Here is a 26492-nt window from a genome sequence, read left to right as displayed (position 1 = left end):
GTCACCGTGTTTCGAGAGCTTTTTTCATTATGTCACTGGAGTGGTCCGGGAAGGCGAAAGAAGCGAGACTGTAGTCATATCGATCAGCCGGGAGACCTGCCTGTCGTCGTACATGGGAAACCAAGTCACGAGGAATTGACTGTACAAAGCTATGTAGGTAAATGCCCGAAATGAGCGTATCGGCGCATTTGCTTTGATTTTGTGCACATAAAAGTCTTCACCATCTTGGTGGAGGCTTTTTTTGTAGCACAAGACCGGCAAGCGAATGGATGCTTGCATACAAATTCATTTGCCGGTCGTAAGAACATGGAGCATGAAATGCGGAATGTTCGTGTGCGAAATCAAGTAGGAGTCAGCCTACTCGATTATATATATTTCACATATATATTATATAACATTTAAGGAGACATTATTATGAAAAAGAAAATGCTGGCAGTCCTTATGGCTGCGACAATGGTAGCTGCAGTAACAGCAGGCTGCGGAGAAAAGGCAGTTCAGGAAGCTGAACCCCAGGCCACGGAGGCAGTAAGCGAAGAAGTAAAGGAAGAGAACGTTGAGTCCGTCACAGCTGAAAAGGCTGAGGAACCAGCAGAGGACACAGCAGTTCTTGAGGATGGAACCTACACAGCAACTTTCACAACAGATTCAAGCATGTTCCACATCAATGAAGCCTATGGAGATAAGGGAATTCTTAAGGTGCAGAATGGAGAGATGACCATTCATATCACACTTCCTTCCAAGAATATCATCAATCTTTTCCCAGGAAGTGCCGAGGATGCCCAGAAGGACGGCGCAGTTCTTCTTGAGCCCACAACAGATATAGTTAAATATGAGGATGGAACCACAGAAGAAGTATACGGCTTTGATGTTCCCGTACCTGCCATTGACGCAGGATTCCCGCTGGCTCTTATAGGAACCAAGGGAAAATGGTACGACCATGAAGTAACAGTATCTGATGTTCAGGCATCTAATGGAGAAGAGGACGAGAAATTGGCTAAGGAAGTAGCAGATCTTATTGATGCAATTTATGTTCAGACCTACAACGACAACACCTACGCGGATTGCGAAAAGGCTAAGGCAGCCTGGGATGCTCTTACAGATGATCAGAAGGAACTTGTAGAGGGCGAAGATGCAGATCCTGACTACTTTGGAAGAGATACAGGAGATGCGAGTAAGGATGATCCCCTTAATGGAGATGATATCGGAGAAAATGAGCTTCTTGTTGTAAGTTTCGGAACATCCTTCAATGACAGCAGAGCCAAGGACATCGGCGGTATCGAGAAGGCCCTTGCAGCAGCTTATCCTGACTGGTCAGTTAGACGAGCTTTTACAGCTCAGATCATTATCAATCACGTATACGCAAGGGATGCTGAGAAGATCGACAACGTGGAGCAGGCCCTTCAGAGAGCTGTTGACAACGGCGTTAAGAACCTTGTTATCCAGCCTACACACCTTATGCATGGCGCTGAGTACGATGAGCTGATGGAAGTTGTTGAGAGCTACAAGGACAAGTTCGAGACAGTAGCCATCGCTGAGCCTTTACTTGGAACTGTGGGAAAAGATGCTTCCGAGATCAACGAGGATAAGGAAAAGGTAGCAGTTGCTGTAACAGAGGCAGCAGTAAAAGAGGCCGGTTTTGCCGATCTTGCAGCAGCAAAGGATGAAGGAGTAGCCTTCGTATTCATGGGCCACGGAACTTCACATACAGCAAAGGTTACCTACAGTCAGATGCAGACTCAGATGCAGAAGCTTGGTTATGAGAACGTGTTTATCGGAACCGTTGAGGGCGAGCCCGAGGAGACCGAGCTGACAAATGTTATTGCAGCAGTAAAAGAGGCAGGCTACAAGAAGGTTGTGTTAAGACCCCTCATGGTTGTTGCAGGAGACCACGCCAACAACGATATGGCAGGAGATGATGAGGATTCCTGGAAGAGCGGCTTTGAAGCAGACGGAAGCTTCGAGAGCGTAGACTGCCAGATCTCAGGTCTTGGCGGAATTGAAGCAGTTCAGGATATCTATGTTAAGCACACAGGTGATATGATCAAATAATAGGTATGGAGCAAAAAAGAGAGGTTGTTCAGTATATAAAAAGCCTTATTCTTCTGCTTACAATATTCTTATGTATTACGGGATGCGGCGGTGTTTCCGATGGGGAATACACCGCATCCGTGGTGCTTAAGGGAGGAAGCGGTAAGGCATATATAGAGAGCCCATGCCGCGTCACCGTAAGGGACGGGAAGGCTGTGGCAACACTGATATGGAGCAGCTCCAATTATGATTATATGGTGGTTGACGGACAGACTTTTTACCCTGTCAGCACCGAGGGCGGCTCTGTATTTGAAGTTCCTGTTGTTCTGGGAAAAGAGTTCGCAGTTCAGGCGGATACCACTGCCATGAGCAAGCCTCACCTTATTGAATATACGCTGCTTCTTACTATTGGAGGCGGTGACGGTGCCGAAGAGACTGCAGCTGCTGATAATCAGGCAGAGAGTAGCGATGTTACTAAGAATCCATCAAATGGGGCTGCGCTACAGCCGCCTGCAATACCGGGCCTTACCTATATTTCTACAGACGAAAATGCCTATGCGCAGTGTTACCGCATTCACCGTTACAGCGATGAATACGTTGTAATAAGCGTGGATGATGGCAGTAACTACCTTCTCATTCCGGAAGGAGGAGAAATTCCACAGGTTTCATCCGATATCACTGTACTTATGAGACCGCTGGACTCAGTATATATGGCGGCTTCAAGTGTCATGTGCCATTTCGACAGCCTTGGAAGCGTTGGAGACATCGCTTTATCAGGCACCATGCAGGATGACTGGTACATTGATTCGGCAAAAGAGGCCATGGAGAGTGGAAACCTTGCCTATGGCGGTAAATACAGCGCTCCCGACTATGAGCAGATAGTCATGAAGGACGTGGATCTTGCCATTGAAAACACTATGATCCTGCATGTTCCCAAGGTTCGGGAGAAATTGGAACAGCTGGGAATTCCGGTTTTTATCGACAGGTCAAGCTATGAGCAAGAACCCCTTGGAAGATGCGAATGGGTTAAAGTATACGGCGTTATAGCCGGCAAAGAAGAGGCTGCCAGTGAGATTTTTTCTGAGCAGGAGCAGCATGTTGAGTCGCTGGATTTAAGTGATGTTTCAGGCAAAAACGTTGCGATCTTTTCCATTAATTCCAATCATCAGATAGTCACCAGAAGAAGCGGAGACTATTTTGCCAAGATTGTGGGAATGGCAGGAGGAACGTATCTGGCGCCAACAGGAGATGATGACAGCGCAGCATCCCAGGTAACTATCAGTGTTGAGGCGTTCTATGACTACGCACAGAATGCCGACATACTTATCTATAATGCAACTATTCAGGATGCGCCGGAGACTCTTACGCAGCTCGTTGAGGAGGACGCCGTGTTTGGCGACTTCGGGGCTGTTTTATCGGGAAATGTCTGGTATACGGATAAGTCCCTGTATCAGCTCTCTGACAGCACGGGAACCATAATCAGGGACCTTTACAGCGTAATAAATGAGGAAAAAGAGGAAACGGAGTTTTTCCATAAACTTAAGAGGTAAAATATTTGGCCAAAAATCTAATGATCCAGGGCACCATGTCCGGAGTTGGAAAAAGCATACTGACAGCGGGGATACTAAGAGTTCTTATGCAGGACGGCTATAGAGTTGCGCCCTTTAAATCCCAGAACATGGCCCTTAATTCCTTCGTAACCCCTGACAACAGGGAAATAGGGAGAGCCCAGGCCCTTCAGGCTGTGGCGGCGGGAAGACAGCCCTCTTCGGACATGAATCCGATACTTCTGAAGCCTATGGGGGATACCACCTCGCAGGTCATTGTTAACGGGCTTCCCATAGGAAACATGCCGGCCAGGGAGTATTTCAGGATGAAGAGGAGCCTTATTCCTGATATCAGGGCTGCCTATGACAGATTGGCCAAGGATTCCGATATCATCGTGATCGAAGGCGCCGGAAGCCCTGTGGAGATCAACCTCAGGGAAAATGACATAGTAAATATGGGCCTTGCGGAGATCCTTGATGCACCGGTAATTCTTGCTGGAGATATTGATCCCGGTGGAGTGTTCGCACAACTCCTGGGTACCATCAGCCTTTTTTCCCGGGAAGAACGAGATAGGGTAAAGGGTCTGATAATCAATAAATTCAGAGGAGATGTGACGCTTCTGGAGCCGGGACTTGAGATGTTTGGGGCTTATAGTGACATCCCCTTTGCAGGGATCGTGCCCTATGTGAAGCTGGATCTTGATGAAGAGGACAGTGTGTCCGAGAGGTTAAGGCGAGGCAGCGAGACGGCAGCAGACGCCAAGGTCAGGATAGCTGTTGTAAGGCTTCCTTTTATCAGCAATTATACGGATTTTACCATCTTTGAAAATATACCGGGGGTGAGTCTGTTCTATGCGACTTCACCGGAGGAACTGGAAGATATTGATATTGTTATATTGCCCGGCACCAAGAACACTCTTGGTGATCTTACGTGGCTTTATAAAGAGGGGTTCGCCGCAAAAATAGGTGAACTTGCCGGTAACGGGGTGCTTGTTATCGGCATATGCGGCGGTTTTCAGATGCTGGGGAGATGCATCACAGATCCGGAGTGCAGTGAGACGGGAGGAGAAGCAAAAGGCCTGTCTCTACTGCATGTGGATACGGTTTTCGAAAAGACCAAGAACCTGCGTCAGGTCAGCGGGACAATCGGTAATCTGACCGGAGTCTATGCGCCGCTTTCCGGAATGGAGGTTACGGGCTATGAGATTCATATGGGAGAAAGTACTGCAGACACTGATACTTTTCCCGTAATTGCCAATGAGAATGTGCTGGGGACCTATATCCACGGCATTTTTGATTCAGCGGACCTGACACAGGCCCTGCTTAAGCTGGTTTATGACAAAAAGGGCATAACGGAGCCGGTTCCTGAGATTGAGGGAGCCTTCGTTCATCAGGAAAAAGAGCTGAACAGACTGGCGGATGTTCTGAGGCAGAGCCTTGACTGGGAAATGATCTACAGGATCATCGGAATATGATCATACTGATCAAATTCATTATTGTGTGAGGAATGTGAATGAATCTTGAACATATCAAGCCTTCTGATATAGAGAAGGAGAGCTTTAGAATAATAGGACAGGAATTAAAAGAGCTGGGAAAAGACATTGACGAAGAGCTTCTTCCCACAGTAATGAGGGTTATTCATACCACGGCAGATTTCGAGTACGCAGATACCCTTGTGTTTTCAGCAGATGTGATTGCCAAAGCCAGGAAGGCCATACAGGCGGGGGCTCATATAGTTACCGACACAAATATGGCTTTTTCAGGCATCAGCAAGAAGACCCTGGCTAAGTTCGGGGGCGAGGTTCACTGCTTTATGGCAGATGAGGACGTGGCAAAAGAGGCTAAGGAAAGAGAAGTTACCAGAGCCATAGTCAGCATGGAGAAGGCTGCAAAGCTGGAAGTACCGATGATCTTCGCAATAGGCAATGCTCCCACGGCGCTGGTTAGGATCAAGGAGCTGATGGAGGAAGGGGCTCTTAAGCCGGAGCTGGTTATAGGCGTACCGGTGGGCTTTGTAAACGTGGTTGAGGCCAAGGAGCTTATAATAGATAGTGGCGTCCCCTATATTGTGAACAGAGGCAGAAAGGGCGGAAGCACAGTGGCTGCGGCAATCTGTAATTCTATTCTGTACAGCCTTACGAAGCGGTGTTAAGTAGTTTATGGAGATCAGTGAAGAAGGATTATTCATCGTAAAGGGTGATAAGAGGTTAAGATGCGGTTTTACTACAGGGAGCTGCGCTGCGGCTGCCTCTAAAGCTGCGCTTATCATGCTGATAACGGGAAGCGATATTCATAATGTCAGTATTATGACTCCCAAGGGGATTGCCTATAATGCTGAGATTACGGATATCGAAAGAGATGAAGCTAAGAAGACGGTGAGCTGCGCCGTTATCAAGGATGGAGGAGATGATCCTGATGTAACCGCAGGTTCCAAGATCTTTGCAACGGTAGAGCTGGTGCAGGAGCCGGAAATCAATATAGACGGCGGAGAAGGCGTGGGAAGGGTTACCAAACCCGGAATGGATCAGCCTGTGGGCAATGCGGCCATTAACTCTGTTCCGAGAAAAATGATCAGGGAGAGCCTTGAGGCAGTTCTTGAAAAGTACGATATGACAGACCGGGGAGTGAGAGTTACCATCAGCGTTCCCGGAGGAAAAGAGCTGGCAGAGAAGACCTTTAATCCTAAGCTTGGCATTGTTGGAGGTATATCGATTCTTGGAACCACCGGAATCGTGGAACCCATGAGTGATACGGCGCTTCTTGATACCATTCGCACGGAAATAAGTGTTAGAAGAGCCGAGGGCAGGGATATGCTGATGGCGGCGCCGGGTAATTACGGCTTAACTTTCCTGCAGGAGGTCTACGGCATCGATGAAAATGACGTGGTCATGAGTTCAAATTTTATCTGCGATACCGTGAAAATGGCTGCAGAAGCAGGTTTATCAAGGCTACTCTTTGCAGGGCATATAGGTAAGCTCGTTAAAGTGGCAGGGGGAATCAAGAACACCCACTCCATGTACGGAGACCACAGAATGGAGATTCTGGCGCAGTTGTCTAAGGAGTGCCTTGACGAAGATAAATATTTAGCCGTAAAAGACCGCATTCTTAACTGCGTAATGACGGACGAAGCGGTGGGAATAATTAACGAGACAGGCCGGGGAGAGGCGGTTTTCCGGCTCATGGCTGAGAAAATAAGGGAATATCTTGAGACCTGGTCTGAGAGCAGAGTAAAGGCTGAGGTAATCGTTTTTTCCAAGGAAAATACTGAGCTTGTGGCAACGGCTGGGGCTCATGAGTGGATAAAGGAAGTATAGCTTATGGTACATTTTGTAGGTGCGGGCCCCGGAGCCAAGGATCTGATAACTCTAAGGGGCAAGGAACTGATAGAGAAGGCGGATGTGATAATCTATGCGGGATCTCTGGTTAATCCGGAGCTCCTGGACTATGCGAAAGAGGGCTGCAGCATCCACGACAGCAGCAAGCTGGATATAGATGAAGTGCTGGAAATAATTAAAAATGCGGAAAAAGAGGGACTGACGACGGTAAGACTTCACACGGGAGACCCCAGTATCTATGGTGCCATCAGAGAACAGATGGACCTTCTTGATAAGGACGGCATAAGCTACGACGTTACGCCGGGTGTGAGCTCTTTTTGCGGGGCAGCAGCCAGTCTGAATCTGGAGTATACCCTTCCGGGGATAAGCCAGAGCGTCATAATAACAAGGATGGAAGGAAGAACCAAGGTCCCGGAAAAAGAGTCGGTGGAGGCCCTGGCGGCCCATGAAGCCACGATGGTCTTTTTCCTGTCAGCGGGAGATTCGAAGAGGCTGTCTGAGAGGCTCATTGCTGCGGGACTGACCGAGGATACTCCCTGCGCCATAGTCTACAAGGCCACCTGGCCCGATGAAAAGAAGGTCATCTGCAGTCTTAAGACTCTTCCGGAGGCAGCAAGCAAAGAGGGCATAACCAAAACAGCCCTTATCATAGTGGGAAAAGCCGTAGCCCAGAGCGGTTATGAGATGTCGAGGCTCTACGCTCCGGAATTTACCACAGAATATCGCAAAGGAAAAAATAAGGATGCATGACCGCGGCAGACGCCGTATTGTGTGCGTGTTCGTAATTCTGATGATCCTGGCGATCACGTCAATACTGCTTAATCTCCTTGTGGGCAACGTAAGGATTGATCTGCGGAGCTTTTGGGAAATACTGACAGGCGCAGCGGCGGATGAGAAGAAGAGAAATATCATAATGAATATCAGGCTTCCAAGGACAATTATGGCATTTGTGCTGGGAGGCGCACTTGCTGTGTCCGGATTTCTGCTGCAGACGTTCTTTTCCAATCCCATTGCGGGACCTTATATTCTGGGCGTTTCCTCAGGAGCTAAGATGACGGTGGCACTTCTCCTTATTCTGGCGGCAGGAAGGAGTTTTACCGGCGGCGTATCAGGGATAATGCTGATAGCTGCGGCTTTTGTGGGTTCGCTACTGGCCACGGGATTCATAATACTAATATCCAAGAGCGTCAAGAATATGGCGGCTCTTCTGGCGGCGGGAATTATGATAGGCTACATTTGCAGTGCTATCACGGAATTCCTGATTGCCTTCGCAGATGATTCGGATATTGTTAACCTTCACAGCTGGTCCCAGGGAAGCTTCTCCGGGGCAAATATTGAAGGAGCCATATACTGTGTAGTTACAGTGGTAGTGGGGATGCTGGGAGTACTGCTCCTGTCAAGGAGTCTCGATGCCTTCAGGCTTGGTGAGTCCTATGCCAGAAGCGTCGGTGTTAATGTAAAGCTCTGCAGAGTGCTGATAATACTGTTGTCCAGCCTTTTGTCAGCCTGTGTCACAGCCTTCGCAGGACCTGTTTCCTTCATCGGAATCGCGGTGCCCTTCCTTATGAGGGAGTCTCTTAAATCCTCCAAGCCCGTGGTGCTGATTCCGGCGTCCTTTATTTCAGGCGCAATTTTCTGCCTTTTCAGCGATCTTCTTGCCAGGATGATGTTCGCACCTATGGAATTAAATGTTTCGGCGGTTACATCCCTTTTTGGTGCACCTATAGTGATATTTATGATAATCAGGAGGCACAAGAGACATGAGAATTAAGGATCTAAGGGCAGGTTATCATAAAAAAACGGTACTTACCGGAGTTAATCTTCAGGTGGAAAAGGGAGAGATAATCTCTCTAATCGGGCCAAATGGCGGCGGAAAATCAACGCTTCTAAGGAGTATCTCCGGAGAGCTTAGGGCAATGGGCGGAGCGGTGCTTTTAGAGGATCAGGAAATAGGAAAGATTCCCCTTAAGGAGCTGGCCAGGCGCATGGCCATTGTCAATACCGACAGGGTAAAGCCTGAGCATATGAGCGCCTATGACGTGGTACTGTCGGGAAGACTTCCCTACAGCGATGGTTTCGGACTTTTTGGAAAAGAGGATCATCAGGCAGCAAAGGAAGCCTGCGAACTTATGGCTATCGATGACATCAGTGACAGAGCATTTCTTGCCATGAGCGACGGACAGAAGCAGAGAACGCTGATAGCAAGGGCAATCTGCCAGGATCCGGAATATCTTGTAATGGATGAACCCACATCGTATCTGGATATCAGACACAGACTGGAGCTGATGGAGGTAATAAAGGGGCTCTCAGCCCGGGGAGTGACCATAATAATGTCACTTCATGAGCTGGAACTTGCACTTGAGATTTCGGCCAGATGTCTTTTGGTAAAAGATGACGGAACTACACTGTGTATGACACCGAAAGAAATAGTGGACAGCGGCGTTATACAGCCTTTATATGGGCTTTCTCTCGATATGTACAGAAAAGTAAGAAAACAACTGTTATCTGTAATAGCGAGCAAATAAATTATTTTTAAAAAAATATTTTGAATATATACGGCAGGGGAAAATGGAAAAAACCGAGTGCGGAAGATATAAATTCATATGCTTTACAGAGGCCGGAAGAGAGCTGATGCTCAGGATCAAAAAGGGCATTTCCGGGGAAACGTCGGAAGAGTCAGATTATGAGAAGGCAAGCGGCCTGTCTGAATGGACAAGTGAGAACTTCAGGCAGGGAAATATACTTGTTTTTATCGGGGCGACAGGAATCGCTGTTAGAGCAATTGCACCTTTTTGCAAGGATAAGACCACAGACCCCGGAGTTGTGGTGATAGATGAGAAGGGAAGCTTCGTGATACCGCTTCTGTCAGGTCATATCGGCGGCGCAGTTGAGGCTGCGAGGGAGCTGGCGGCTATTATAGCTGCAGTACCGGTAATCACGACGGCGACAGATGTGAATGGTGAGTTTGCTGTGGACGTTTTTGCCAAAAACAATAACATGGTCATAAACGACATGAAGGAAGCCAAGGCTTTTTCCGCAAGATTGCTGGCGGGAGAGGAAGTAGAGTTTACTGTTTCGCCAAAGATGCGGAAAGAGGAGGGGCTGTGCCTTATCCCTAAGAGCACCGTTGTGGGAATGGGCTGCAGACGGGGAAAAAGCTGTGAGGAACTCTATGATTTTCTTACCGGCAAGCTTCGGGAATTGGGAATCGATGCAAAATCCCTCAAGGCACTGGTCTCAATTGATAAAAAGGCGGATGAGCAGGGGCTTATAGAGCTGGCTGAGCGCCTGGGAATACCATTTATGACATACTCGGCAGAGTTTCTGATGGAACAGGGCGGAGATTTTGCCCACTCTGATCTGGTTATGGAGGCCACAGGCGCTGATAATGTTTGTGAGAGGGCGGTTGCGGCCTATGGCTATGACAAAATGGTCCTTCATAAGACCTCGAAGGATGGAATGACACTGGCGATAGGAATGTTGGATGTGCTGATGAAAGCCTGATCGGAGACTGGCAGGGATAGATATAAGGCTGAAAAAATCAGATAAAAGATAGCGATTAGCGGGTAAAAGGAAGATACATGAATAAAAACGAAAACAAAAACAAATTATGGGTAGTGGGAATAGGCCCCGGCGATAAAGAAGATATGACATTTCGGGCAGCGCAGGTCCTTACGGAGTGCGACGTGATCTACGGATATACGGTTTACTGCGAGCTAATGAAGCCTCTTTTCCCGGACAAGGATTTTATCAGTACTGCCATGACCAGGGAAGAGGACAGAGTCAGAATGGCACTGGAGAAGGCAGCAGAAGGCAGCGAAGTTGCTCTGATCTGCTCCGGAGATGCCGGCGTATATGGCATGGCGGGGCTTGCCTACAAGCTGGGAGGTGACTATCCCAAGGTAGCGGTGGAGGTTGTGCCGGGAGTGACGGCAGCTCTGTCAGGAGCCGCAATGCTTGGAGCGCCGCTTATTCACGACTTCTGTCTGATAAGCATGAGCGACAGGCTGACACCAATGGAGCTGATCGAAAAAAGGCTGCGGGCAGCGGCATCAGCGGACCTTGCCATAGTCATCTACAATCCTGAGAGTAAGGGCAGAGCCGGCTATCTGGCCCATGCTTGCGACATATTGATGGAAACACTTCCGGGCAGCATAGTCTGCGGAATAACAAGAAATATCGGCCGCGAAGGTGTAAGCTGCGAAGTTATGAGCCTGCAGGAACTCAAAAATGCCAAGGCAGATATGTTCTGCACTGTTTTTATAGGTAATTCATCCACGGAGAATATCGGTGATTATATGGTCACCGCAAGAGGATACAGAAGTGAAGGGTAAAGTGCTTGTTTTTGGCGGAACCACAGAGGGAAGAATACTCTCGGATTATCTGAGGGACTATTGTATTCCCCATGAGGTCAGCGTTGCAACTGAATACGGAAGAGACATCCTGGCGGAAAAGGGCGAGGACAAGCTTCTTGTGGGCAGAAAAGACCGCGGGGAGATAGAGAAAGTCATTAAAGACGGCTCCTTTACCATAGTTGTGGATGCCACACATCCCTTTGCCACTGTGGTTTCGGAGGAAATAAAAGGAGCCTGCGACAGTGCGAAGGTGCGATATTTAAGGCTCAAGAGGGACACCGGCAAAGAACTTACGGGCAGAGATGACATTATTTACGCAGACACGCTAAAAGAAGCAGTATCAGCGCTTGCTGCAATAAGCGGAAACATCCTTCTTCTCACAGGTAGTAAGGATCTTCAGGACATAAGTGATTCTTTCCATGATGTTTCAAGGCTCTATGCCAGGGTACTGCCCAACGAGGAGAGCATAGGCAAATGCGTCAAGGCGGGCCTGTCGGGAAAGCAGATAATCGCCATGCAGGGACCATTTTCCAGGCAAATGAACGTGGCTACCATTAAAGAGATCAATGCTTCTGCCATATTTACGAAGGAAAGCGGAAGGACAGGCGGACTGTCGGAGAAACTTGAGGCAGCGCTGGAGTGCGGCATTAAAGCCGTTGTGCTCAAAAATCCCGAGAACAAGAGCGAGAATAGCGAGGGCTACAGTCTCGAGGAGGTATTGCAGCTTCTGGCTGAGCACTGTGAGATTGAAATAGTACCTCAAAAAAATATTACACTTGCAGGAATCGGTCCGGGCGGAGAGGAATTTTATACAAGGGAGCTGACAAAAGAACTTGAGATAGCGGATGTTATCTTTGGAGCCCAGGCTGTTATCAGGAATTTGAGCAATGGTTTTATTAAAAAATTCCATAAAGAAACTCCAATTATTCCTGAATACAGCGGGGAAAAAATATATGAATATCTGGAGGAAAACAGTGAATTTAAGCACCCTCTGGTGTTGTTTTCCGGGGATATAAGCCTATGCAGCGGTGCCAAAAAGGTTTCCGAATATTTCAGGGACAGGAATTATAAGATTAAGCGTATCTGTGGCATCTCTTCAGTGACATTTTTGGCGGAGAGACTAGAACTATCTCTGGAAAAAGTGCGGATTGTCAGTGCCCATGGAAGGCAGTGCAATGTAAGAGGATATGTGGCTCAAAATGAAGAAGTAATAATACTTCCCTCAGATGCAGACCACGCAAGGGAAATCTGCAGTTTAACGGCAGGCAGCAGTAAGATCATTGGTATGTCAGAATCTGTGGCAGCTAAGGCCCAAAATACTGGGGAGAATATGGTCGTGACAGTTGGCTGTGATCTGGGAACCACTGATGAGAAGATTCTCAAAATCTCCGAAAAGCCGGAACTTGCAGCAGATATAAGCGGCAAATGCCTTATCTATGTCAAAAATCTCACAGCTGTGCATCAGCCTGTTGCGCATGGACTATCCGACGATGAGATAATCCGCGGAAAAGCTCCTATGACCAAAGAGGAGATACGGGCACTTTCCATGAGAAAGCTTGCTCTTACCGGTAATGCCGTATTCTACGATATCGGAGCGGGAACGGGCTCTGTTTCTCTCGAGGCAGCCTTACTATCGCCGGATATTAAGGTATATGCAATTGAAAAAAAAGACGAGGCTGTAGCTCTTTTGCAGCAGAATAAGGAAAAATTCGGGGCCGATAATATCGAGATCATTCATGGAGAGGCTCCGGAGGCGCTTGATCTTCCCGCTCCCACCCATGTATTTATTGGCGGCAGCGGCGGAAATATGGGCAAGATACTAGCTACAGTATTTACAAGTAACGAAAGCGCCAGGATCGTGATAAATGCGGTAACTGCCGAGACCTTCGCGGAGATTATGGAGTGCCTGCGGGATTACCCCAATATTGAGCCGGACATAATTCAGGTCTTTGCCTGCAGATACAAAAAGGCCGGGAGCTATCACCTTGCGGATGCTCTGAATCCGGTATATATCATTACTCTTCAAAAGGGGGAGAAGCATGACAGAGACTAAGTCTTTTCCCAGAATCATGATATGTGCGCCCGGAAGCGGCAGCGGCAAGACGCTGATCACCTGCGGACTTCTGCGGATCCTTGAAAAGCGGGGATTCCTGCCGGGAGCCTTCAAATGCGGCCCGGACTATATAGATCCTATGTTTCACAGGAAGGTGTTGGGGATTCCCTCAAGGAACCTTGACGTCTTTTTAATGGGGAACGTTGGTGTAAAAGAGGCTCTGGCAAGAGGCGCTGATGGCCGCTCCTTCGGAGTGTTGGAAGGAGTCATGGGACTATTTGACGGACTAAGAGCTGATTCTACGGAAGGTTCGTCATATGATATTGCAAGCATTACAGGCACTCCGGCTATTCTTGTGGTAAACTGCAAGGGTATGAGCAGATCGGTGGTACCACTTGTTAAGGGATTCTGTGATTATGACAGGGAGAAGCTCATACAAGGAGTTATCCTTAACAACATTTCCTCAATGGTTTCTGAAGATATCAAAAAAGGAATAGAGGAAGAGACAGGTATTCCTGTGATTGCTACTCTCCCTAAGATGTCCGAAGTTAATCTGGAGAGCCGCCATCTGGGACTTGTGATGCCCGGAGAGGTTCAGGGGCTTCTAAAAATGATAGACAAGGTGGCGGATGCCCTTTCCGAGAGCCTTAATTTCGAGAAATTTGTGGAAATAGCTCAGAATGCAAAAAAGATAACGGCGCCGGTGGAATTTCACATCCCGGAGTCCTTAAAAACGAATACAGAGAAGATTAAGGTTGGAGTGGCACTTGATGAGGCTTTTTGCTTTTATTATGAGGACAATCTCGATCTTCTGAGGCAGATGGGGGCGGAGCTTGTTTTCTTTTCCCCGATTCATGACAAAAAGGTCCCTCAGGTATCAAGACTTATTATCGGCGGGGGCTATCCTGAGCTTCATGCGAAGGAACTGTCGGAAAATGTATCGATGAAAGAGGAGATTCGCAGGGCTGCAAAGACAGGAATGCCCATTCTGGCTGAGTGCGGCGGCTTTTTGTACCTACAGGAGAGCCTCACTGACCCGGAGGGTCAAAGCTATGAAATGGTGGGGGCAATTTCCGGTCGGGGACATATGACAAACCGTCTTGGACATTTTGGGTACGTCACAGTGACATGTGCCTTGGAATCCTCATATCTCAAGGCTTCTGAGGATATCAGAGCTCATGAATTTCATTATTATGACACAGATGACAACGGGGAGTTTTGCTACCTGACAAAGCCGTCAGGAAAGTCCTGGATGGGCTACAGAGCTGAGGAAAACGTGTTTGCGGGCTTTGCTCATCTGTATTATCCTTCAAGACCTGAATTAATTGCGAGGTTTTTGGAATGTTAGACCATACAATCCTGAAAGAATTAAATGAGATTAAAATAGATAAGCCGGACAGCGCGATATACAGCCATATCAAAAGCTGTTGGGACGGCATTTCCAAGCCTATAGACGGGCTTGGTGACTTTGAGGAACTGATCTGCAGGATCGGAGCCATTCAGAGAAACAAGGATCCTCAGACTTTTAAAAGAGCAGCCATAATATTCTGCGCTGATAACGGTATTGTGGAAGAGGGAGTATCCCAGAGCGGCAAGGATATTACTTTATCCGTCGCTAAGGCTCTTGGTAGCGGTATCAGCAGCGCCTGCAGCCTTGGAAGATACGCCAGAACAGATATTGTTCCCGTGGATATTGGAATTGATTCAGACGAGGAAATCCCCGGAGTAAGAGACATGAAGGTCTCAAGGGGGACCTGCAATTTTACCAAAGAACCAGCCATGACCTATGAACAGGCCTTAAGCGCTATTGAAAAGGGCAGAAACCTGGTCAAAGAGCTCTCTGACAGCGGCTATGGCATAATAGCCACAGGCGAGATGGGGATAGGTAATACCACAACCTCCGCAGCGGTTCTGACAGCGCTTCTTGGGTTTACAGGGGGCAATCTGGCAGGGCGCGGAGCAGGGCTCTCCGACAGTGGGCTTGACCGTAAGAGACAGGTTATCGGACAGGCCATAGCCCGGTATTCTTTTGACAGAATTACAGATGAGAGAGTGCGGGCTTTTGAGATACTAAGTACCCTTGGAGGTCTTGATATTGCGGGACTTACGGGAGCCTTCATAGGCGGTGCTCAGTGCCATATTCCGATGGTTACAGACGGAGTTATCAGCAATACAGCGGCTCTCGTGGCAGACATTCTGGTGCCGGGGGTCAGGGACTATCTTATTCCTTCCCACAGAGGCCGTGAAGCGGGCAATAGTCTTGCGCTTGAGAAACTGGGACTTATGCCCTACATCAACGGAAATATGGCTCTGGGAGAGGGCACAGGAGCGCTTATGCTTTTTCCTCTTCTGGACATGGTTATGGATTATTATCTGAACGGCGCCAAGTTCGCTGATTACAGCATCGATGAATATAAGAGGTTTGATACATGATATATCTGGTACTGGGAACTCCCGACAGCGGCAAATCCCGTAGAGCTGAAGATCTTGTGGCTGAGATTGCCGGGAATGAACCTAAATACTATATCGCAACCATGATCCCCTTCGGGGAATCGGGAAAAGAGCGTGTGAAAAAACATCGCAAAATGAGAGAAGGGAAGGGCTTTGAGACAATAGAGAAGACTATTAAGGTCCATGAACTCATAGATGAACTTGGTAATCTCCCAAAGGCAACCTGCCTTCTGGAGTGCATGTCTAATCTCGTCGGAAATGAGATGCATGAGGAGCAGAACCTTCCTAAGAGCTGCGAGGAGATTGCGGACTACATCACGGAGTCGGTGATGAGCCTTGCGCAGCAAGCTGAGAATATGGTTATTGTAGCCAACTCTTTTCCCCTTGAAGGAGAGAGCTACGATGAAGATACGAAAAAATATGTCCGCATAGTGGATATGGTCAATAAAAATCTAAAAAGCAGGGTGGACAAGATCTATGAACTTATTTAAGAGTATGGCAATCTCTTTTTCAATGTATTCGAAGATTCCCATGCCGAATTTTGAATGGGATGAAGATAATTACAAGCATGCTATAGCTTTCTTACCGCTGGTTGGGATGGTGATCGGCGGTATAGCCCTTATGGCTGCAAGACTCCTGGATCTGTTGGAGCTTCCGGCACTGGTGGTTGCCATATCTACGGCGCTGGTTCCGCTGGTGATCACAGGGGGATTTCACGTGGACGGATTCATGGACGTTAAGGATGCACTTAGCTCCTATCAATCCAAGGAAAAGAAACTGGAGATCATGAAGGATCCCCACATCGGAGCCTTTGCCGTAATCGGAGCAGGAGTAGAGCTTCTGATATGGCTCGGAGCGGCGTATGTGTTGGTGTACAGGGCCTTTGACAGCAACATGACAGATATTCTCCGGGGCTTTTATGGCAGTTTCCCTCTTGTCAGGGCAGTCTGCGGCATTACCAGTATTGTTTTTCCGAGGGCCAAAAAGGACGGAATGCTGGCTATGGAGACAGGTAAGAGCGGAGTGCCTGATATCTGCATTCTGACATTTTGGGGGATTTTGTCACTGGTATATATTTTTATGACTAATTTCTTTGCGGGAATCTGTGCAGTGGCGGCACTTGTAGTCTATACGCCTCTGTACGGATATAAGTGTAACAGGAATTTTGGCGGCGTCACCGGGGATACCGCAGGATATTATGTAGTTACGGGCGAGACGGTTATTTTAGTTGTAATGGCTGTTTTCAGCGCCCTTTGGGTATGAGGAGAAAAAGGTGGAGAAATACCATATTATCGCATTTATCATAGGTTTTTTCCTGGATCAGATCATAGGAGATCCCTACAATATTCCCCATCCCATCAGGGCAATTGGGAGTTTCATCGGATTTTTGGATAAAAAGCTCTTAGGTGATGTGGAAAACAAAGACAGGGACTACAAAAGTGAGCAAAGAAGAGGAATTCTGTTGTGTATATTGGTTATAGCTGTAACGGTGGCTGTGACCGGAGCCCTGATGTTTGGGGCCTATTTTCTTCATCCGTATCTGGGAATGGCAGTTGAGGCAATACTTACCTGTTACATTCTGGCGGCCAAGAGCCTTCATGTGGAGAGTATGAAGGTGTACGATGCGCTTAGAAACGGCACTATCGAGGATGCAAGGAAGGCTGTATCCATGATCGTGGGCAGAGATACCGAATGTCTGGACGAAGCAGGAGTCACAAGGGCAGTGGTGGAGACAATTGCAGAAAATACTTCAGACGGAGTCATTGCACCACTAATCTTTACCTTTATTGGCGGCCCGGTATTAGGGCTGTTATATAAGGCAATAAATACCATGGATTCCATGGTTGGATATCATAACACACGTTATGAATATTTCGGGAAAGTCGCAGCAAAACTGGATGATGTGGCAAATTATATCCCCTCAAGACTAAGTGCCTTGTTTATGATTCTGGCAACCTTATTCGGTGGTAAGAATTATTCTTTTAAGGGCGCTGCGAAGATTTTCAAAAGAGACAGATACAATCACAAGAGTCCCAATTCCGCCCAGACAGAGAGCGTCTGCGCCGGGGCTCTGTCCCTGCGACTGGCGGGAGATGCCAGTTATTTTGGCAAAGTGGTCAAAAAGCCCTATATCGGCGACCCGGTAAGGGAAATTGAAATAGATGATATTAAGAGAGCGAGCCTGCTTATGTACCTGACAGAATACCTCTGCGGGGGCTGTATGGTGATTCTGTGGGTAATCGCATATTGTGCCCTGAGATGAGGGCCGGTATATTGGCAAATAAATTAATTAGTACCACAGGGAGATATAGTGATACACGGCGGAGATATATACGGAAAGACAATTGAATACGACCTCTCGGTCAACCTCAATCCCAATCCCTGTCCTAAGGAGATAAGGGCTTCTTTGGAGCGGGCGATAGACGATGTGGGAAAATATCCTGACATCGCCCAGAGGGATTTCAGGTGCGCGGTGGCAGAGGCGGAAAATAAGCTTGTTAAGTGCTCATTTTTGACCGCAGATAACATTCTTGGAGGAAATGGTGCCTCGGAGCTTATCTTCGCCATAATAAGGCTTATAACCCCAAAAAACGTGGTGCTTCCCGTGCCGGGATTCTACGGCTACAGACACGGACTTAAGGCTCTGGAGGGCGTTAATATCAGGGAATACAGGCTGAGGGAAGAGGAGGACTATGCCCTTACAGATGATTTTGCCCGGGAGATAAAGGAAGATACTGATCTTGTGATCCTGACCAATCCCAACAATCCCACGGGAAGGGCAATTCCGGGGCAGGTACTTGATACAGTCCTGCAAAAATGTGCATCGGTGGGCGCAGCGGTTCTTATTGATGAATGTTTCCTTCATCTTAGCGATGGAGCAGAGAGTGCTGTAAGATACCTTAAGGACATTCCGAATCTGTTCATCGTAAATGCTTATACCAAGCTCTTTGGCATTCCCGGAGTGAGGATCGGCTATTGTATGGGTGCTTGCGAGAATATCGACAGACTTAAGGCCTGTGTTCCCGAGTGGAACATGTCAGTTTTTGCGCTGGAGGCGGGCCGGGCCTGTGCAAAATATATCGTTGACACTGATTATGTCGCATTATCCAAGGAGATTATAGCTGACCGCAGACAGGAGCTGGCAAAGTTTCTGGAAAGCAGAAAAATAAAGGCCTATCCTTCCGATACCTGCTATGTTTTAGTCAGGACAGAGGACGACCTTTACAATAATCTTTTTGATAAAAAAGTTCTGATAAGGGACTGCTCTAATTTTGAAGGGCTGTCCAAGGGCTATTATCGAATATCCGTGGCGGGAAGTAGGATTCTGCCTGATATATTCTGATCGGATAACATTATTTTACAGTCTCCATTTTGTCACAGGCCGTTGCCCTGAGGACTCTTGGATCTACGTGAACGTCACTGCCAAGGGCTTCGCTTCCGTATTTTTTGACCATGAGCTCTACGGATCTTGGGGTAATACGTCTGTGGATGGAGCTAAGGAACAGGGCGTCAAAATTGTCTTCGTTGGCGCCGATATTGTCTCTGGCATCGTACATGTAGTGCTTGAGAATATCCATGACCCGGAGAGAGGGGTAGACTCTGTCCGAGGTTCTTATCACATCACCGTCTCCCTGTCTTATCACATCGATATATCCCGGATTAAAGGAAATATTGCCGCAGTTGATGGCGCAGAGCTCCGAAACCCTAAGGCCCGTGTCGAGGATCAGAAGGACTATTGCTTTGTCACGTATTCCTAAGTGGGGACGCATGAGATCCTTGGGAGTCTGCTTTACTGTGGAGGTCTGGGATATCTTGTTTTTAGCCTTGGTAATATCTGCGTCAATGACCTTGAGGAGTTTGTCACACTGATCTGTGGTCAGAATAGCGATGGCTTCCCTGGGCTTTTTGGCTATCTTGGGAATAGTGACTTCCAGTGAAGGATTGGCATAAATATAGCCTTTGGAGCTCAGGAAACTGTACAGTGACTTGATGGACATTATTTTTCTCTTCTTGGAGGCGGGACTGTTGGTCTTGGCCTTCTCGTTGTCATCCTTATCATCAAATTTGTAGTCGGAGAGCCAGATCAGATAGTTGTCAAAATCAGAGACATTAAGGTTTTCCAGGACTTTGGGCGTAACATCGCTTACGGTCTTGACTTCAGGGAGTTTTTTGACAAGATATTTGAAAAAGTTGTAGATGTCGAAGACATATTCCATACGGGTCTTGAGGGAATTCCTGTCCCTTACGAAGACTTCGTATTCTCGGCAGTAGGAAGGGAGCTCGGTCAGCAGGGTATCCATGCGCTGATTATACTGAATTTCAAGCTTTTCTTTGTATTCTATGGTGTTATTATTGATAATCATTTTTTCACCCCCATCTTTCGCATAACTAATAACTAATATACCACAAAAACCCCTCAAAAACATGAATTTTTTAATTATGATTTTTTCATTTAAAAAACCTTCTGCCAAACAGCTTTCCTACAATCAGGACATTCAGTCAGATGCTCTGAGGGCTGTCAGAAAGGGCGCTTTTTAAAACAAAAAAATAAGCAAATTGTGACTATTGATTTACTACCTAAAACATATTAAATTTAGGTAGTAAATTTTTTTGGAATAAAAAATTCGGAGGCAAAAACATGATCCAGGATATATTTCCCAGTAGGCTTAGAAATGAATATATCGACTGTGAAATGGGAGATATGGACTATGCTGTTGCCTTTAACCGCGATGGTAAGATTCTTCTTTATACCGACCGGGAGGAAAGTTTGTTTCCGTTAGGGAAGGACTGTGAGGCAGCAGAGGGAATATACCTGTTTTCGTTGGATGACAGGCGGTTCTTCCTGGTTCGGGAGGACTCTTTTTCAGAAAAAGAGGGTTGTGAATATTACTCAATACGTGATGCCAGAGATAGGTTCGAGGGCAAGGATGTATTTGCGATATTTACGGCTTATCATCTCTGGAGATGGTACGAAGATAACCATTTTTGCGGAAAATGCGGACAAAAGCTCATACACAGCAGGACGGAAAGGGCGCTTACGTGTCCTGAATGCGGCAATATTATCTATCCCAGGATCAATCCCGCAGTGATTGTGGGAGTAACCAAGGGAGACAGCCTTCTGATAACGAGATACAACAGAGGCTATGCTCACAATGCACTTGTGGCAGGATTCACCGAGATTGGGGAGACTCTCGAGGAGACCGTTGCAAGGGAAGTTATGGAAGAGACAGGGATCCGTGTAAAAAACATCTGTTATTATAAATCTCAGCCCTGGGGCATGGCTCAGGACATTCTTACAGGATTTTTCTGCGAGGCCGATGGGGACGATGAGATACACAGGGATGAAAATGAGCTGAAATACGCTGAATGGGTTAAGAGAGAGGATATAGTGCTCCAGCCCAATAATTTAAGTCTTACTAACGAAATGATGGGGATTTTTAAAGAGGGGAAAAGATAATTGTTGTCAGGGAGGAATGAAAATTGATTTGTTCTAATTGTGGAAGTGAGATCACTCCGGGTTCACCATACTGCTCAACCTGCGGTGCCAAGGCACCTGAGCAGATGAATGCCGGTGCAGGTCAGATGAATACCGCTACGCCGCAGACTAATACCAATGTGGCAACAGCACAGGCTCAGTGGCAGAATCCGTATACTGCAGCAAATAATGCCCAGACTAAGGGGCAGAGTAGTTATGGCGCGCCCCAGAGCGGTTATGGAGCAGCTCAGAATAGCTATGGCACAGCTCAGAATGGCTATGGAGCAGCCCGGAATAATTACGGAGCAGCTCAGAATAGCTACGGAGCAGCCCGGAATAATTACGGAGCAGCTCAGAATAGCTACGGAGCAGCCCAGAATATTTATGGCACAGCTCAGAATGGTTACGGAGCAGCTCAGAATAGCTATGGCACAGCTCAGAATAGTTATGGTGCTTCTCAGTATAGTTATGGAACCGCTCAGAATAATTATGGAGCAGCTCAGAGTAGTTACGGTGCGGCTCAGAATTACGGTAACGCAACTTCAGCGCAGTACAATACGGTTCAAAATAACTATCAGATGCCCGGCAATAGTTATGCGGCGCAGAATACGGGCTATACGGCTCAGAACAATAACTATGCAGCCCAGAACTATGGCTATTCCACACAGACTTACGATTATGCAGGGCAGAAGGACACTTTCTATGTCCGCAAGCTCCCTATGGTTGTGATTGCGATACTTACAGTTGGTATGCTGCTCTCCGCATATTTTGTTCATGGAGGTAACGTAGCGCTTGCCTGCATTATTCCGATAATTCAGGGTATTACTCTTCTGGTACTGATCTATAGGCTTGACAAGATCGAGCCTGAGCCGATCCCGCTGCTGGTAGGTCTGTTTTTTGCCGGTGGTCTGGCGGTCCCTGTTGTTGTAATAATGATCGGTTCGGTGCTTGACATTGTGCTGGACTTTATTGCAGTCCGAGGGTCCATTATTTTCACTGTAATGGATGCCTTCATAGTGGCGGCGTTGACTGAGGAATGTTGCAAATATGCTGCGCTGCGGCTTATTACCTGGAAACATCCGGCGTTCAATTACCGCTTTGACGGAGTTGTTTATTCCACCACTGTTGCGCTTGGCTTTGAGCTGAGTGAGAACTTGCTGTATATGATAGGTTCCGATGCAGGCCTTGCGTTTACAAGATCTGCTTTCCCCGGACACTGCATTTTTGGAATATATATGGGATATTATTACGGACAGGCCAAGGCTCTGGAGAACAGGGGAGATAAAATCGGCGCAGGCAAGTTGAGGCGCAGGGGTATTGCAATAGCTGTTTTATTCCATGGCTTCTACGATGCGGCTCTTATGCTGGCATCCAAGATTCCAAACGCCATTTTCATTATTCTTTTCCTTTTTGCCGAGGCAGGAATCATGTGCGTTATGAATGTCAGTGCCTATAAGAGTATCAGGGAATTTGCCCATGAGGACAAGCCGGTATAATAGTATGTCAAGACTTGTGAAATAAGCAGAATAAAGTTAAAATATCGCTTATTGTGTTAATAAAAAACATATGAAACAGAGGATTTAATTAATGATTTGCCCTAATTGCGGATATGACAATGAAGAAGGGAATTTTTTCTGCGTAAAGTGCGGAACACGCCTTCTTGAAGCGGCAGCTCCGATTGCAGAGCCTGTAGCTACTGATGCACCTACTGACGCACCTGCTGACGTACAGGCAACGGAAGTTCCTGATGCGGAAGTACCTAATATGGATGCGCCCGGTATGGAAACACCTGACATGGAATCCCCTATCATGGATGCGCCCGGTATGGAAGCTCCTAATATGGAAGTACCCAGTATGGAAATACCCGGCACTGAAGTACCAGATATGGATACAGCAAGTACGGACGCACCAGGTATGGAGACTCCTAACGTGGAAACACCATACAGTGAAGGTCCTTACGTGCAGCCGATGAACAATGAGGCTCCTGCCATGGAAATGCCGGGAGCCGGAGTGCAGGGCGCAGAAATATATGGCCAGGGAATGCAGGGCTATAACAGCTCGATGAATTATGGCGCCATGGATAGTGGTATTATGAATAATGGCCCCATGAACAATGATCCTATGAACAACGGTCCTGTGAATAACACCTGGATGAACGATACGCCATATGGAAACGGTGCTATCGGCAATGACCCCATGATGGGTAACAGCTTCGGTCAGAGTGGTCAGATGGAAGATCCTACCTTCAATATGCCTGTGAACCCGCCGTCAACAGCCATGGAAGCTATGATGAATGGTAAGGGGCAGAAGAAAAATACCGGTCTTATTGCAGGTATTGTCGTAGTGGCGCTTATCGCTGCAGCAGGTATTGGTTTCTACGTGTATTCAGGCCTTCCTTCAACCAAGTACGGCAAAGGTGAAGCTGCTTTTAAAGAGGGCAATTACGAACAGGCGGTGGAATACTTTGAGGCTGCCGGCGATTATGAAGATGCCCCTGAGAAGATGAAGGAGGCTGAGGTTTGTATCCATTATGAGGAGGCTCAAAAGGCCATGGCTGAATCAGATTACGATACAGCACTCAAGGAACTGGAACAGACCGGCAACTACTCCGATTCCAAGGAACTTGCCAGGGAATGTCACTATGAGAAGGGCATGAAATATAAGAAGTCCGGTGACTACACGGCTGCCAAGGAAGAATTTGTCAAGGCTGACGGCTATAAGGATTCCACAGACCAGATCATTGCCATGGGAGAAGAACTTACTCAAAATGGCGAATATGCCGATGCTGCAGAGATCTTCAGCGGTGTGGAAGATGCTGAGAGCAATCAGTACAAAGCTTATGCCGAAGGAATGGTGTGCTACGAAGCAAAAGATTACGATGATGCTTCCACGTACTTCAAGGCAGCAGGGGATACTCTTGATGCTGATGAAAAGTACAAGGAATGTAAATATGAAGCCGGAACTCAGATGTTTGCCGCAAGGCAGTATGATTCCGCAAGGGGACTTTTTGCCAGCGCAGGTGATTACAAGGATTCCGAGAACATGGCCAATGCATGTTCGATGATGAAGGCCAAGGAGAAGATGGACGAGGGCTATCTTAATGCCGCACTTGAGGCGTTGAAGGCACTTCCGGAGGACACAGCCTATAACGATATTTCTGTATCCGGTCTTATCTCCAAGCTTGAGTCCAATCAGAAATGGCTGGATATATGCGGAGTCTGGACTTCTACCAAGGGCCAGATGAGAAGTACCGAGTCAACCTCCACCTATGATTCCTGGTGGTACCACGACTTTGGTGACGGTGATGTTTCCATTGACGTACAGTGCAGGCTCAATGATGACGGTACCTGCAATGTTACTGTTACAGGTTTCATCAATGTATTTACCAATTACGCCGAGAACAAAGAGGATATTAAGAAGAAACTTGTCACCATCATGCACACTGAGACCATGAAGGATCTCGGCAAAATAACAATAGACGATAATACCTCCGTTACCTTGAAGAAGGGCACTGTTACAGCCAACTACAAGGCCAGTGAGAGGAAAAACGGAAGAAGTTATACCTACAAGACAGATATAACCTTCGGAAACAGGCTTCTTGATTACTAAAAAGTAATTATTGTCCCCTCGGGACTTGGGTGGTGGTTCGTTTGCATGTATCGCCGCCTACGTTTCGAGGGGCATGTTATAGTTAAGACACATAAAAATATCGGGGGAATTGCAGAAAAATGAGTATGGAAAAGATTATTGTTGATCCTGACAACAGGGCCACCTTTCGCAACAACGTGGATTACTGCGTGGGAACGGGACGTCTGGGACTGGCCCTTACCGAGGAATACTTAAAGGAGCTTGAATTCGTTCAGAAAATGATCGGATTTTCCTATATAAGAGGTCACGGCCTTTTTTCAGATGATGTTTCAATCTATCATGAGTATGAAGAAGATGGCGAGACTAAGGTTGAGTACAACTATACTTATATAGACAGGATATTTGACAGCTACCTCAAGCTGGGAATCCGCCCTTACCTTGAGCTTGGCTTCATGCCGGGGCAGCTGGCCAGCGGAACCCAGACAATCTTTTACTGGAAGGGAAACACCACTCCGCCCAAGGATTACAAGAAGTGGACGGATATGGTCATTGCTCTTTTGCAGCATCTTAAGAAACGCTACGGCGAAGAGACCGTGACCTGGCCCATCGAGGTGTGGAACGAGCCCAATCTTCCGGGATTCTGGTACAAGGCGGACATGGAGGAGTACTTCAAACTCTTCAAGGAGACCTTTTTGGCCATCAAAGCCTATGACAGCCGCTATATGGTGGGAGGACCTGCTATCTGCGGAGTTAAGGACGCTGAGTGGATAGAGAGCTTCCTTAAGTTCTGTCAAAAAGAGGGAATCCGCCCCGACAGGATCACAAGGCATCACTACTGCGTGGAATTTCCTGAGAGAATAGGGCATTACGATTATTCCAAATTGGAAGATTCAGAGATGAGATTTGCAAACCTTCAGTCCACAAGGGATATTGTGGACTCTTTCGAGGAGTTTAAGGATACGCCGATCCATCTGACTGAGTTCAGTACTTCTTACACTCCCAAGGGTGTCATTCACGACACCAATATCAACGCAGCGTACCTTGCAAGACAGCTGTCAAGGCTTGGAGATGTGAACGAAGCCTATTCCTACTGGACCTTCGGAGATGTGTTCGAGGAGCAGGGAGTTCCGGATTCGCTGTTCCACGGCGGTTTTGGAATGGTGGCAGCAGGAAATATTCCTAAGCCGAGCTTCTGGACCTTCTATTTCTATAAGCAGCTTAAGGTTTTTGGCAGCGAATGTGTCCACAGGGATGATAACTGCGTTATTGTCAAAAATGAGAACGGCTATGCTGGAATTGTATGGAACATAGGCGAGACAGAGATTAAGCGTGAATATTTGTTGGGCGGAGCTGAGGGTGAATATGCTCTTGTCACCAAAACAGTTGATGAGACCTGCTGCAATCCTCTGAAAGTATGGCACGATATAGGAGAGCCTGCTTATCCGACCACTGAAGAGACTCAGCTAATTAAGAGCGCAGCTTATCCGGCTGTTGGAAGTGATGTGATCAAGGCAGATAATGGGCATATGACTGTTACCACATGCGTTAAAAAGCACGGAGTAGTGTATTTTACACTCAATAAGAGAAATTACACTCCGGACCGTGGCTATGACTATGACAAGGTAATCTCATTTTTCTGAGAAAATAGAGTAGTAGCGG

22 protein-coding genes and 1 riboswitch are annotated in these 26492 nt (G+C 47.3%); of the genes, 21 read left to right on the top strand and 1 reads right to left on the bottom strand.

Going from position 1 to position 26492, the window contains the following annotated elements:
• Positions 1 to 118, top strand: a riboswitch (cobalamin riboswitch). This riboswitch is flagged as partial in the annotation.
• Positions 119 to 414: 296 nt separating this feature from the next.
• The 17 genes from G588_RS0112880 (at position 415) to G588_RS0112800 (ending at position 19112) form a co-directional block, all read left to right on the top strand.
• Positions 415 to 2049 carry a sirohydrochlorin cobaltochelatase gene (locus G588_RS0112880; RefSeq protein WP_022779151.1) on the top strand — a complete coding sequence of 545 codons (1635 nt, stop codon included), beginning with the start codon at positions 415 to 417 and terminating at the stop codon, positions 2047 to 2049.
• Between the two features lie 5 nt (positions 2050 to 2054).
• On the top strand, positions 2055 to 3578 hold the full coding sequence (locus G588_RS0112875) for an ABC transporter substrate-binding protein (RefSeq protein WP_022779150.1): 1524 nt from the start codon (positions 2055 to 2057) through the stop codon (positions 3576 to 3578).
• Between the two features lie 5 nt (positions 3579 to 3583).
• Entirely contained in the window at positions 3584 to 5050 is a 1467-nt protein-coding gene (locus G588_RS0112870) for a cobyric acid synthase (protein ID WP_022779149.1), read from the top strand.
• A gap of 38 nt (positions 5051 to 5088) precedes the next feature.
• Complete coding sequence (locus tag G588_RS0112865) at positions 5089 to 5727, top strand: precorrin-8X methylmutase (protein WP_022779148.1); 639 nt, start codon at positions 5089 to 5091, stop codon at positions 5725 to 5727.
• A gap of 7 nt (positions 5728 to 5734) precedes the next feature.
• Entirely contained in the window at positions 5735 to 6889 is a 1155-nt protein-coding gene (cbiD, locus tag G588_RS0112860; protein ID WP_022779147.1) for a cobalt-precorrin-5B (C(1))-methyltransferase CbiD, read from the top strand.
• Positions 6890 to 6892: 3 nt separating this feature from the next.
• Entirely contained in the window at positions 6893 to 7660 is a 768-nt protein-coding gene (gene cobM / locus G588_RS0112855) for a precorrin-4 C(11)-methyltransferase (protein ID WP_022779146.1), read from the top strand.
• A complete protein-coding gene (locus G588_RS0112850; RefSeq protein ID WP_022779145.1) occupies positions 7653 to 8681 on the top strand; it encodes a FecCD family ABC transporter permease in 1029 nt (342 codons plus the stop codon). Before cobM ends, G588_RS0112850 begins: the two co-directional genes overlap by 8 nt.
• The gene (locus tag G588_RS20220) at positions 8671 to 9435 is read left to right on the top strand and encodes an ABC transporter ATP-binding protein (RefSeq protein ID WP_022779144.1); all 765 of its coding nucleotides are present in this window, start codon (positions 8671 to 8673) and stop codon (positions 9433 to 9435) included. Before G588_RS0112850 ends, G588_RS20220 begins: the two co-directional genes overlap by 11 nt.
• 43 nt (positions 9436 to 9478) lie before the next feature.
• A complete protein-coding gene (locus G588_RS0112840; RefSeq protein WP_022779143.1) occupies positions 9479 to 10414 on the top strand; it encodes a cobalt-precorrin 5A hydrolase in 936 nt (311 codons plus the stop codon).
• Between the two features lie 77 nt (positions 10415 to 10491).
• Positions 10492 to 11244 (top strand): precorrin-3B C(17)-methyltransferase, encoded by a 753-nt coding sequence (gene cobJ, locus G588_RS0112835; protein ID WP_022779142.1) that lies wholly within the window; start codon positions 10492 to 10494, stop codon positions 11242 to 11244.
• Positions 11234 to 13318, top strand: coding sequence for a precorrin-6A reductase (gene cobK, locus G588_RS0112830; protein ID WP_022779141.1), 2085 nt, complete (start codon positions 11234 to 11236; stop codon positions 13316 to 13318). Before cobJ ends, cobK begins: the two co-directional genes overlap by 11 nt.
• The gene (locus G588_RS0112825; RefSeq protein WP_022779140.1) at positions 13305 to 14666 is read left to right on the top strand and encodes a cobyrinate a,c-diamide synthase; all 1362 of its coding nucleotides are present in this window, start codon (positions 13305 to 13307) and stop codon (positions 14664 to 14666) included. Before cobK ends, G588_RS0112825 begins: the two co-directional genes overlap by 14 nt.
• Entirely contained in the window at positions 14660 to 15751 is a 1092-nt protein-coding gene (locus G588_RS0112820; protein ID WP_022779139.1) for a nicotinate-nucleotide--dimethylbenzimidazole phosphoribosyltransferase, read from the top strand. Before G588_RS0112825 ends, G588_RS0112820 begins: the two co-directional genes overlap by 7 nt.
• Entirely contained in the window at positions 15748 to 16260 is a 513-nt protein-coding gene (locus G588_RS0112815) for a bifunctional adenosylcobinamide kinase/adenosylcobinamide-phosphate guanylyltransferase (RefSeq protein ID WP_022779138.1), read from the top strand. The genes G588_RS0112820 and G588_RS0112815 overlap by 4 nt, the downstream gene beginning before the upstream one ends.
• The gene (locus G588_RS0112810) at positions 16247 to 17032 is read left to right on the top strand and encodes an adenosylcobinamide-GDP ribazoletransferase (protein WP_022779137.1); all 786 of its coding nucleotides are present in this window, start codon (positions 16247 to 16249) and stop codon (positions 17030 to 17032) included. The genes G588_RS0112815 and G588_RS0112810 overlap by 14 nt, the downstream gene beginning before the upstream one ends.
• Before the next feature lie 10 nt (positions 17033 to 17042).
• A complete protein-coding gene (gene cbiB, locus G588_RS0112805; protein WP_022779136.1) occupies positions 17043 to 18032 on the top strand; it encodes an adenosylcobinamide-phosphate synthase CbiB in 990 nt (329 codons plus the stop codon).
• Positions 18033 to 18080: 48 nt separating this feature from the next.
• Positions 18081 to 19112 carry a pyridoxal phosphate-dependent aminotransferase gene (locus G588_RS0112800; protein ID WP_022779135.1) on the top strand — a complete coding sequence of 344 codons (1032 nt, stop codon included), beginning with the start codon at positions 18081 to 18083 and terminating at the stop codon, positions 19110 to 19112.
• A gap of 10 nt (positions 19113 to 19122) precedes the next feature.
• Here G588_RS0112800 and G588_RS0112795 read toward each other — a convergent pair whose 3' ends face one another.
• Positions 19123 to 20133: a tyrosine-type recombinase/integrase gene (locus tag G588_RS0112795; protein ID WP_022779134.1), complete on the bottom strand. Its 1011-nt coding sequence runs from the start codon at positions 20131 to 20133 to the stop codon at positions 19123 to 19125.
• Between the two features lie 275 nt (positions 20134 to 20408).
• Between G588_RS0112795 and nudC the strand changes: the two genes are divergently transcribed.
• The 4 genes from nudC to G588_RS0112770 all read left to right on the top strand — a co-directional run bounded on the left by nudC (position 20409) and on the right by G588_RS0112770 (position 26473).
• Positions 20409 to 21227 (top strand): NAD(+) diphosphatase, encoded by an 819-nt coding sequence (nudC, locus tag G588_RS0112785; RefSeq protein WP_022779132.1) that lies wholly within the window; start codon positions 20409 to 20411, stop codon positions 21225 to 21227.
• Positions 21228 to 21250: 23 nt separating this feature from the next.
• A complete protein-coding gene (locus G588_RS21650) occupies positions 21251 to 22741 on the top strand; it encodes a PrsW family glutamic-type intramembrane protease (protein ID WP_022779131.1) in 1491 nt (496 codons plus the stop codon).
• 91 nt (positions 22742 to 22832) lie between these two features.
• Positions 22833 to 24854, top strand: a complete 2022-nt coding sequence (locus G588_RS21645; protein ID WP_022779130.1) for a membrane protein — start codon at positions 22833 to 22835, stop codon at positions 24852 to 24854.
• Positions 24855 to 24979: 125 nt separating this feature from the next.
• On the top strand, positions 24980 to 26473 hold the full coding sequence (locus G588_RS0112770) for a GH39 family glycosyl hydrolase (RefSeq protein ID WP_026668766.1): 1494 nt from the start codon (positions 24980 to 24982) through the stop codon (positions 26471 to 26473).
• The last annotated feature ends 19 nt before the right edge of the window (positions 26474 to 26492 follow it).

Source organism: Butyrivibrio sp. AE3009, from assembly GCF_000420845.1.
Lineage (GTDB): Bacteria > Bacillota > Clostridia > Lachnospirales > Lachnospiraceae > Butyrivibrio.
The sequence above is the reverse complement of the archived record's forward strand: the minus strand, read 5'-3'. Positions and strand labels throughout refer to the sequence as shown.

Excerpts from the sequence above, each read along its gene's own strand:
- G588_RS0112865 (WP_022779148.1), top strand. The coding sequence starts at position 5,089 with ATGAATCTTGAACATATCAAGCCTTCTGATATAGAGAAGGAGAGCTTT.
- G588_RS0112880 (WP_022779151.1), top strand. The coding sequence starts at position 415 with ATGAAAAAGAAAATGCTGGCAGTCCTTATGGCTGCGACAATGGTAGCT.
- G588_RS0112875 (WP_022779150.1), top strand. The coding sequence starts at position 2,055 with ATGGAGCAAAAAAGAGAGGTTGTTCAGTATATAAAAAGCCTTATTCTT.
- G588_RS0112840 (WP_022779143.1), top strand. The coding sequence starts at position 9,479 with ATGGAAAAAACCGAGTGCGGAAGATATAAATTCATATGCTTTACAGAG.
- G588_RS0112795 (WP_022779134.1), bottom strand. The coding sequence starts at position 20,133 with ATGATTATCAATAATAACACCATAGAATACAAAGAAAAGCTTGAAATT.
- G588_RS0112820 (WP_022779139.1), top strand. The coding sequence starts at position 14,660 with ATGTTAGACCATACAATCCTGAAAGAATTAAATGAGATTAAAATAGAT.
- cobJ (WP_022779142.1), top strand. The coding sequence starts at position 10,492 with ATGAATAAAAACGAAAACAAAAACAAATTATGGGTAGTGGGAATAGGC.
- nudC (WP_022779132.1), top strand. The coding sequence starts at position 20,409 with ATGATCCAGGATATATTTCCCAGTAGGCTTAGAAATGAATATATCGAC.
- G588_RS0112825 (WP_022779140.1), top strand. The coding sequence starts at position 13,305 with ATGACAGAGACTAAGTCTTTTCCCAGAATCATGATATGTGCGCCCGGA.
- G588_RS0112850 (WP_022779145.1), top strand. The coding sequence starts at position 7,653 with ATGCATGACCGCGGCAGACGCCGTATTGTGTGCGTGTTCGTAATTCTG.
- G588_RS20220 (WP_022779144.1), top strand. The coding sequence starts at position 8,671 with ATGAGAATTAAGGATCTAAGGGCAGGTTATCATAAAAAAACGGTACTT.
- cobM (WP_022779146.1), top strand. The coding sequence starts at position 6,893 with ATGGTACATTTTGTAGGTGCGGGCCCCGGAGCCAAGGATCTGATAACT.
- G588_RS0112770 (WP_026668766.1), top strand. The coding sequence starts at position 24,980 with ATGGAAAAGATTATTGTTGATCCTGACAACAGGGCCACCTTTCGCAAC.
- G588_RS0112815 (WP_022779138.1), top strand. The coding sequence starts at position 15,748 with ATGATATATCTGGTACTGGGAACTCCCGACAGCGGCAAATCCCGTAGA.
- G588_RS21645 (WP_022779130.1), top strand. The coding sequence starts at position 22,833 with ATGATTTGCCCTAATTGCGGATATGACAATGAAGAAGGGAATTTTTTC.
- G588_RS0112810 (WP_022779137.1), top strand. The coding sequence starts at position 16,247 with ATGAACTTATTTAAGAGTATGGCAATCTCTTTTTCAATGTATTCGAAG.
- cbiD (WP_022779147.1), top strand. The coding sequence starts at position 5,735 with ATGGAGATCAGTGAAGAAGGATTATTCATCGTAAAGGGTGATAAGAGG.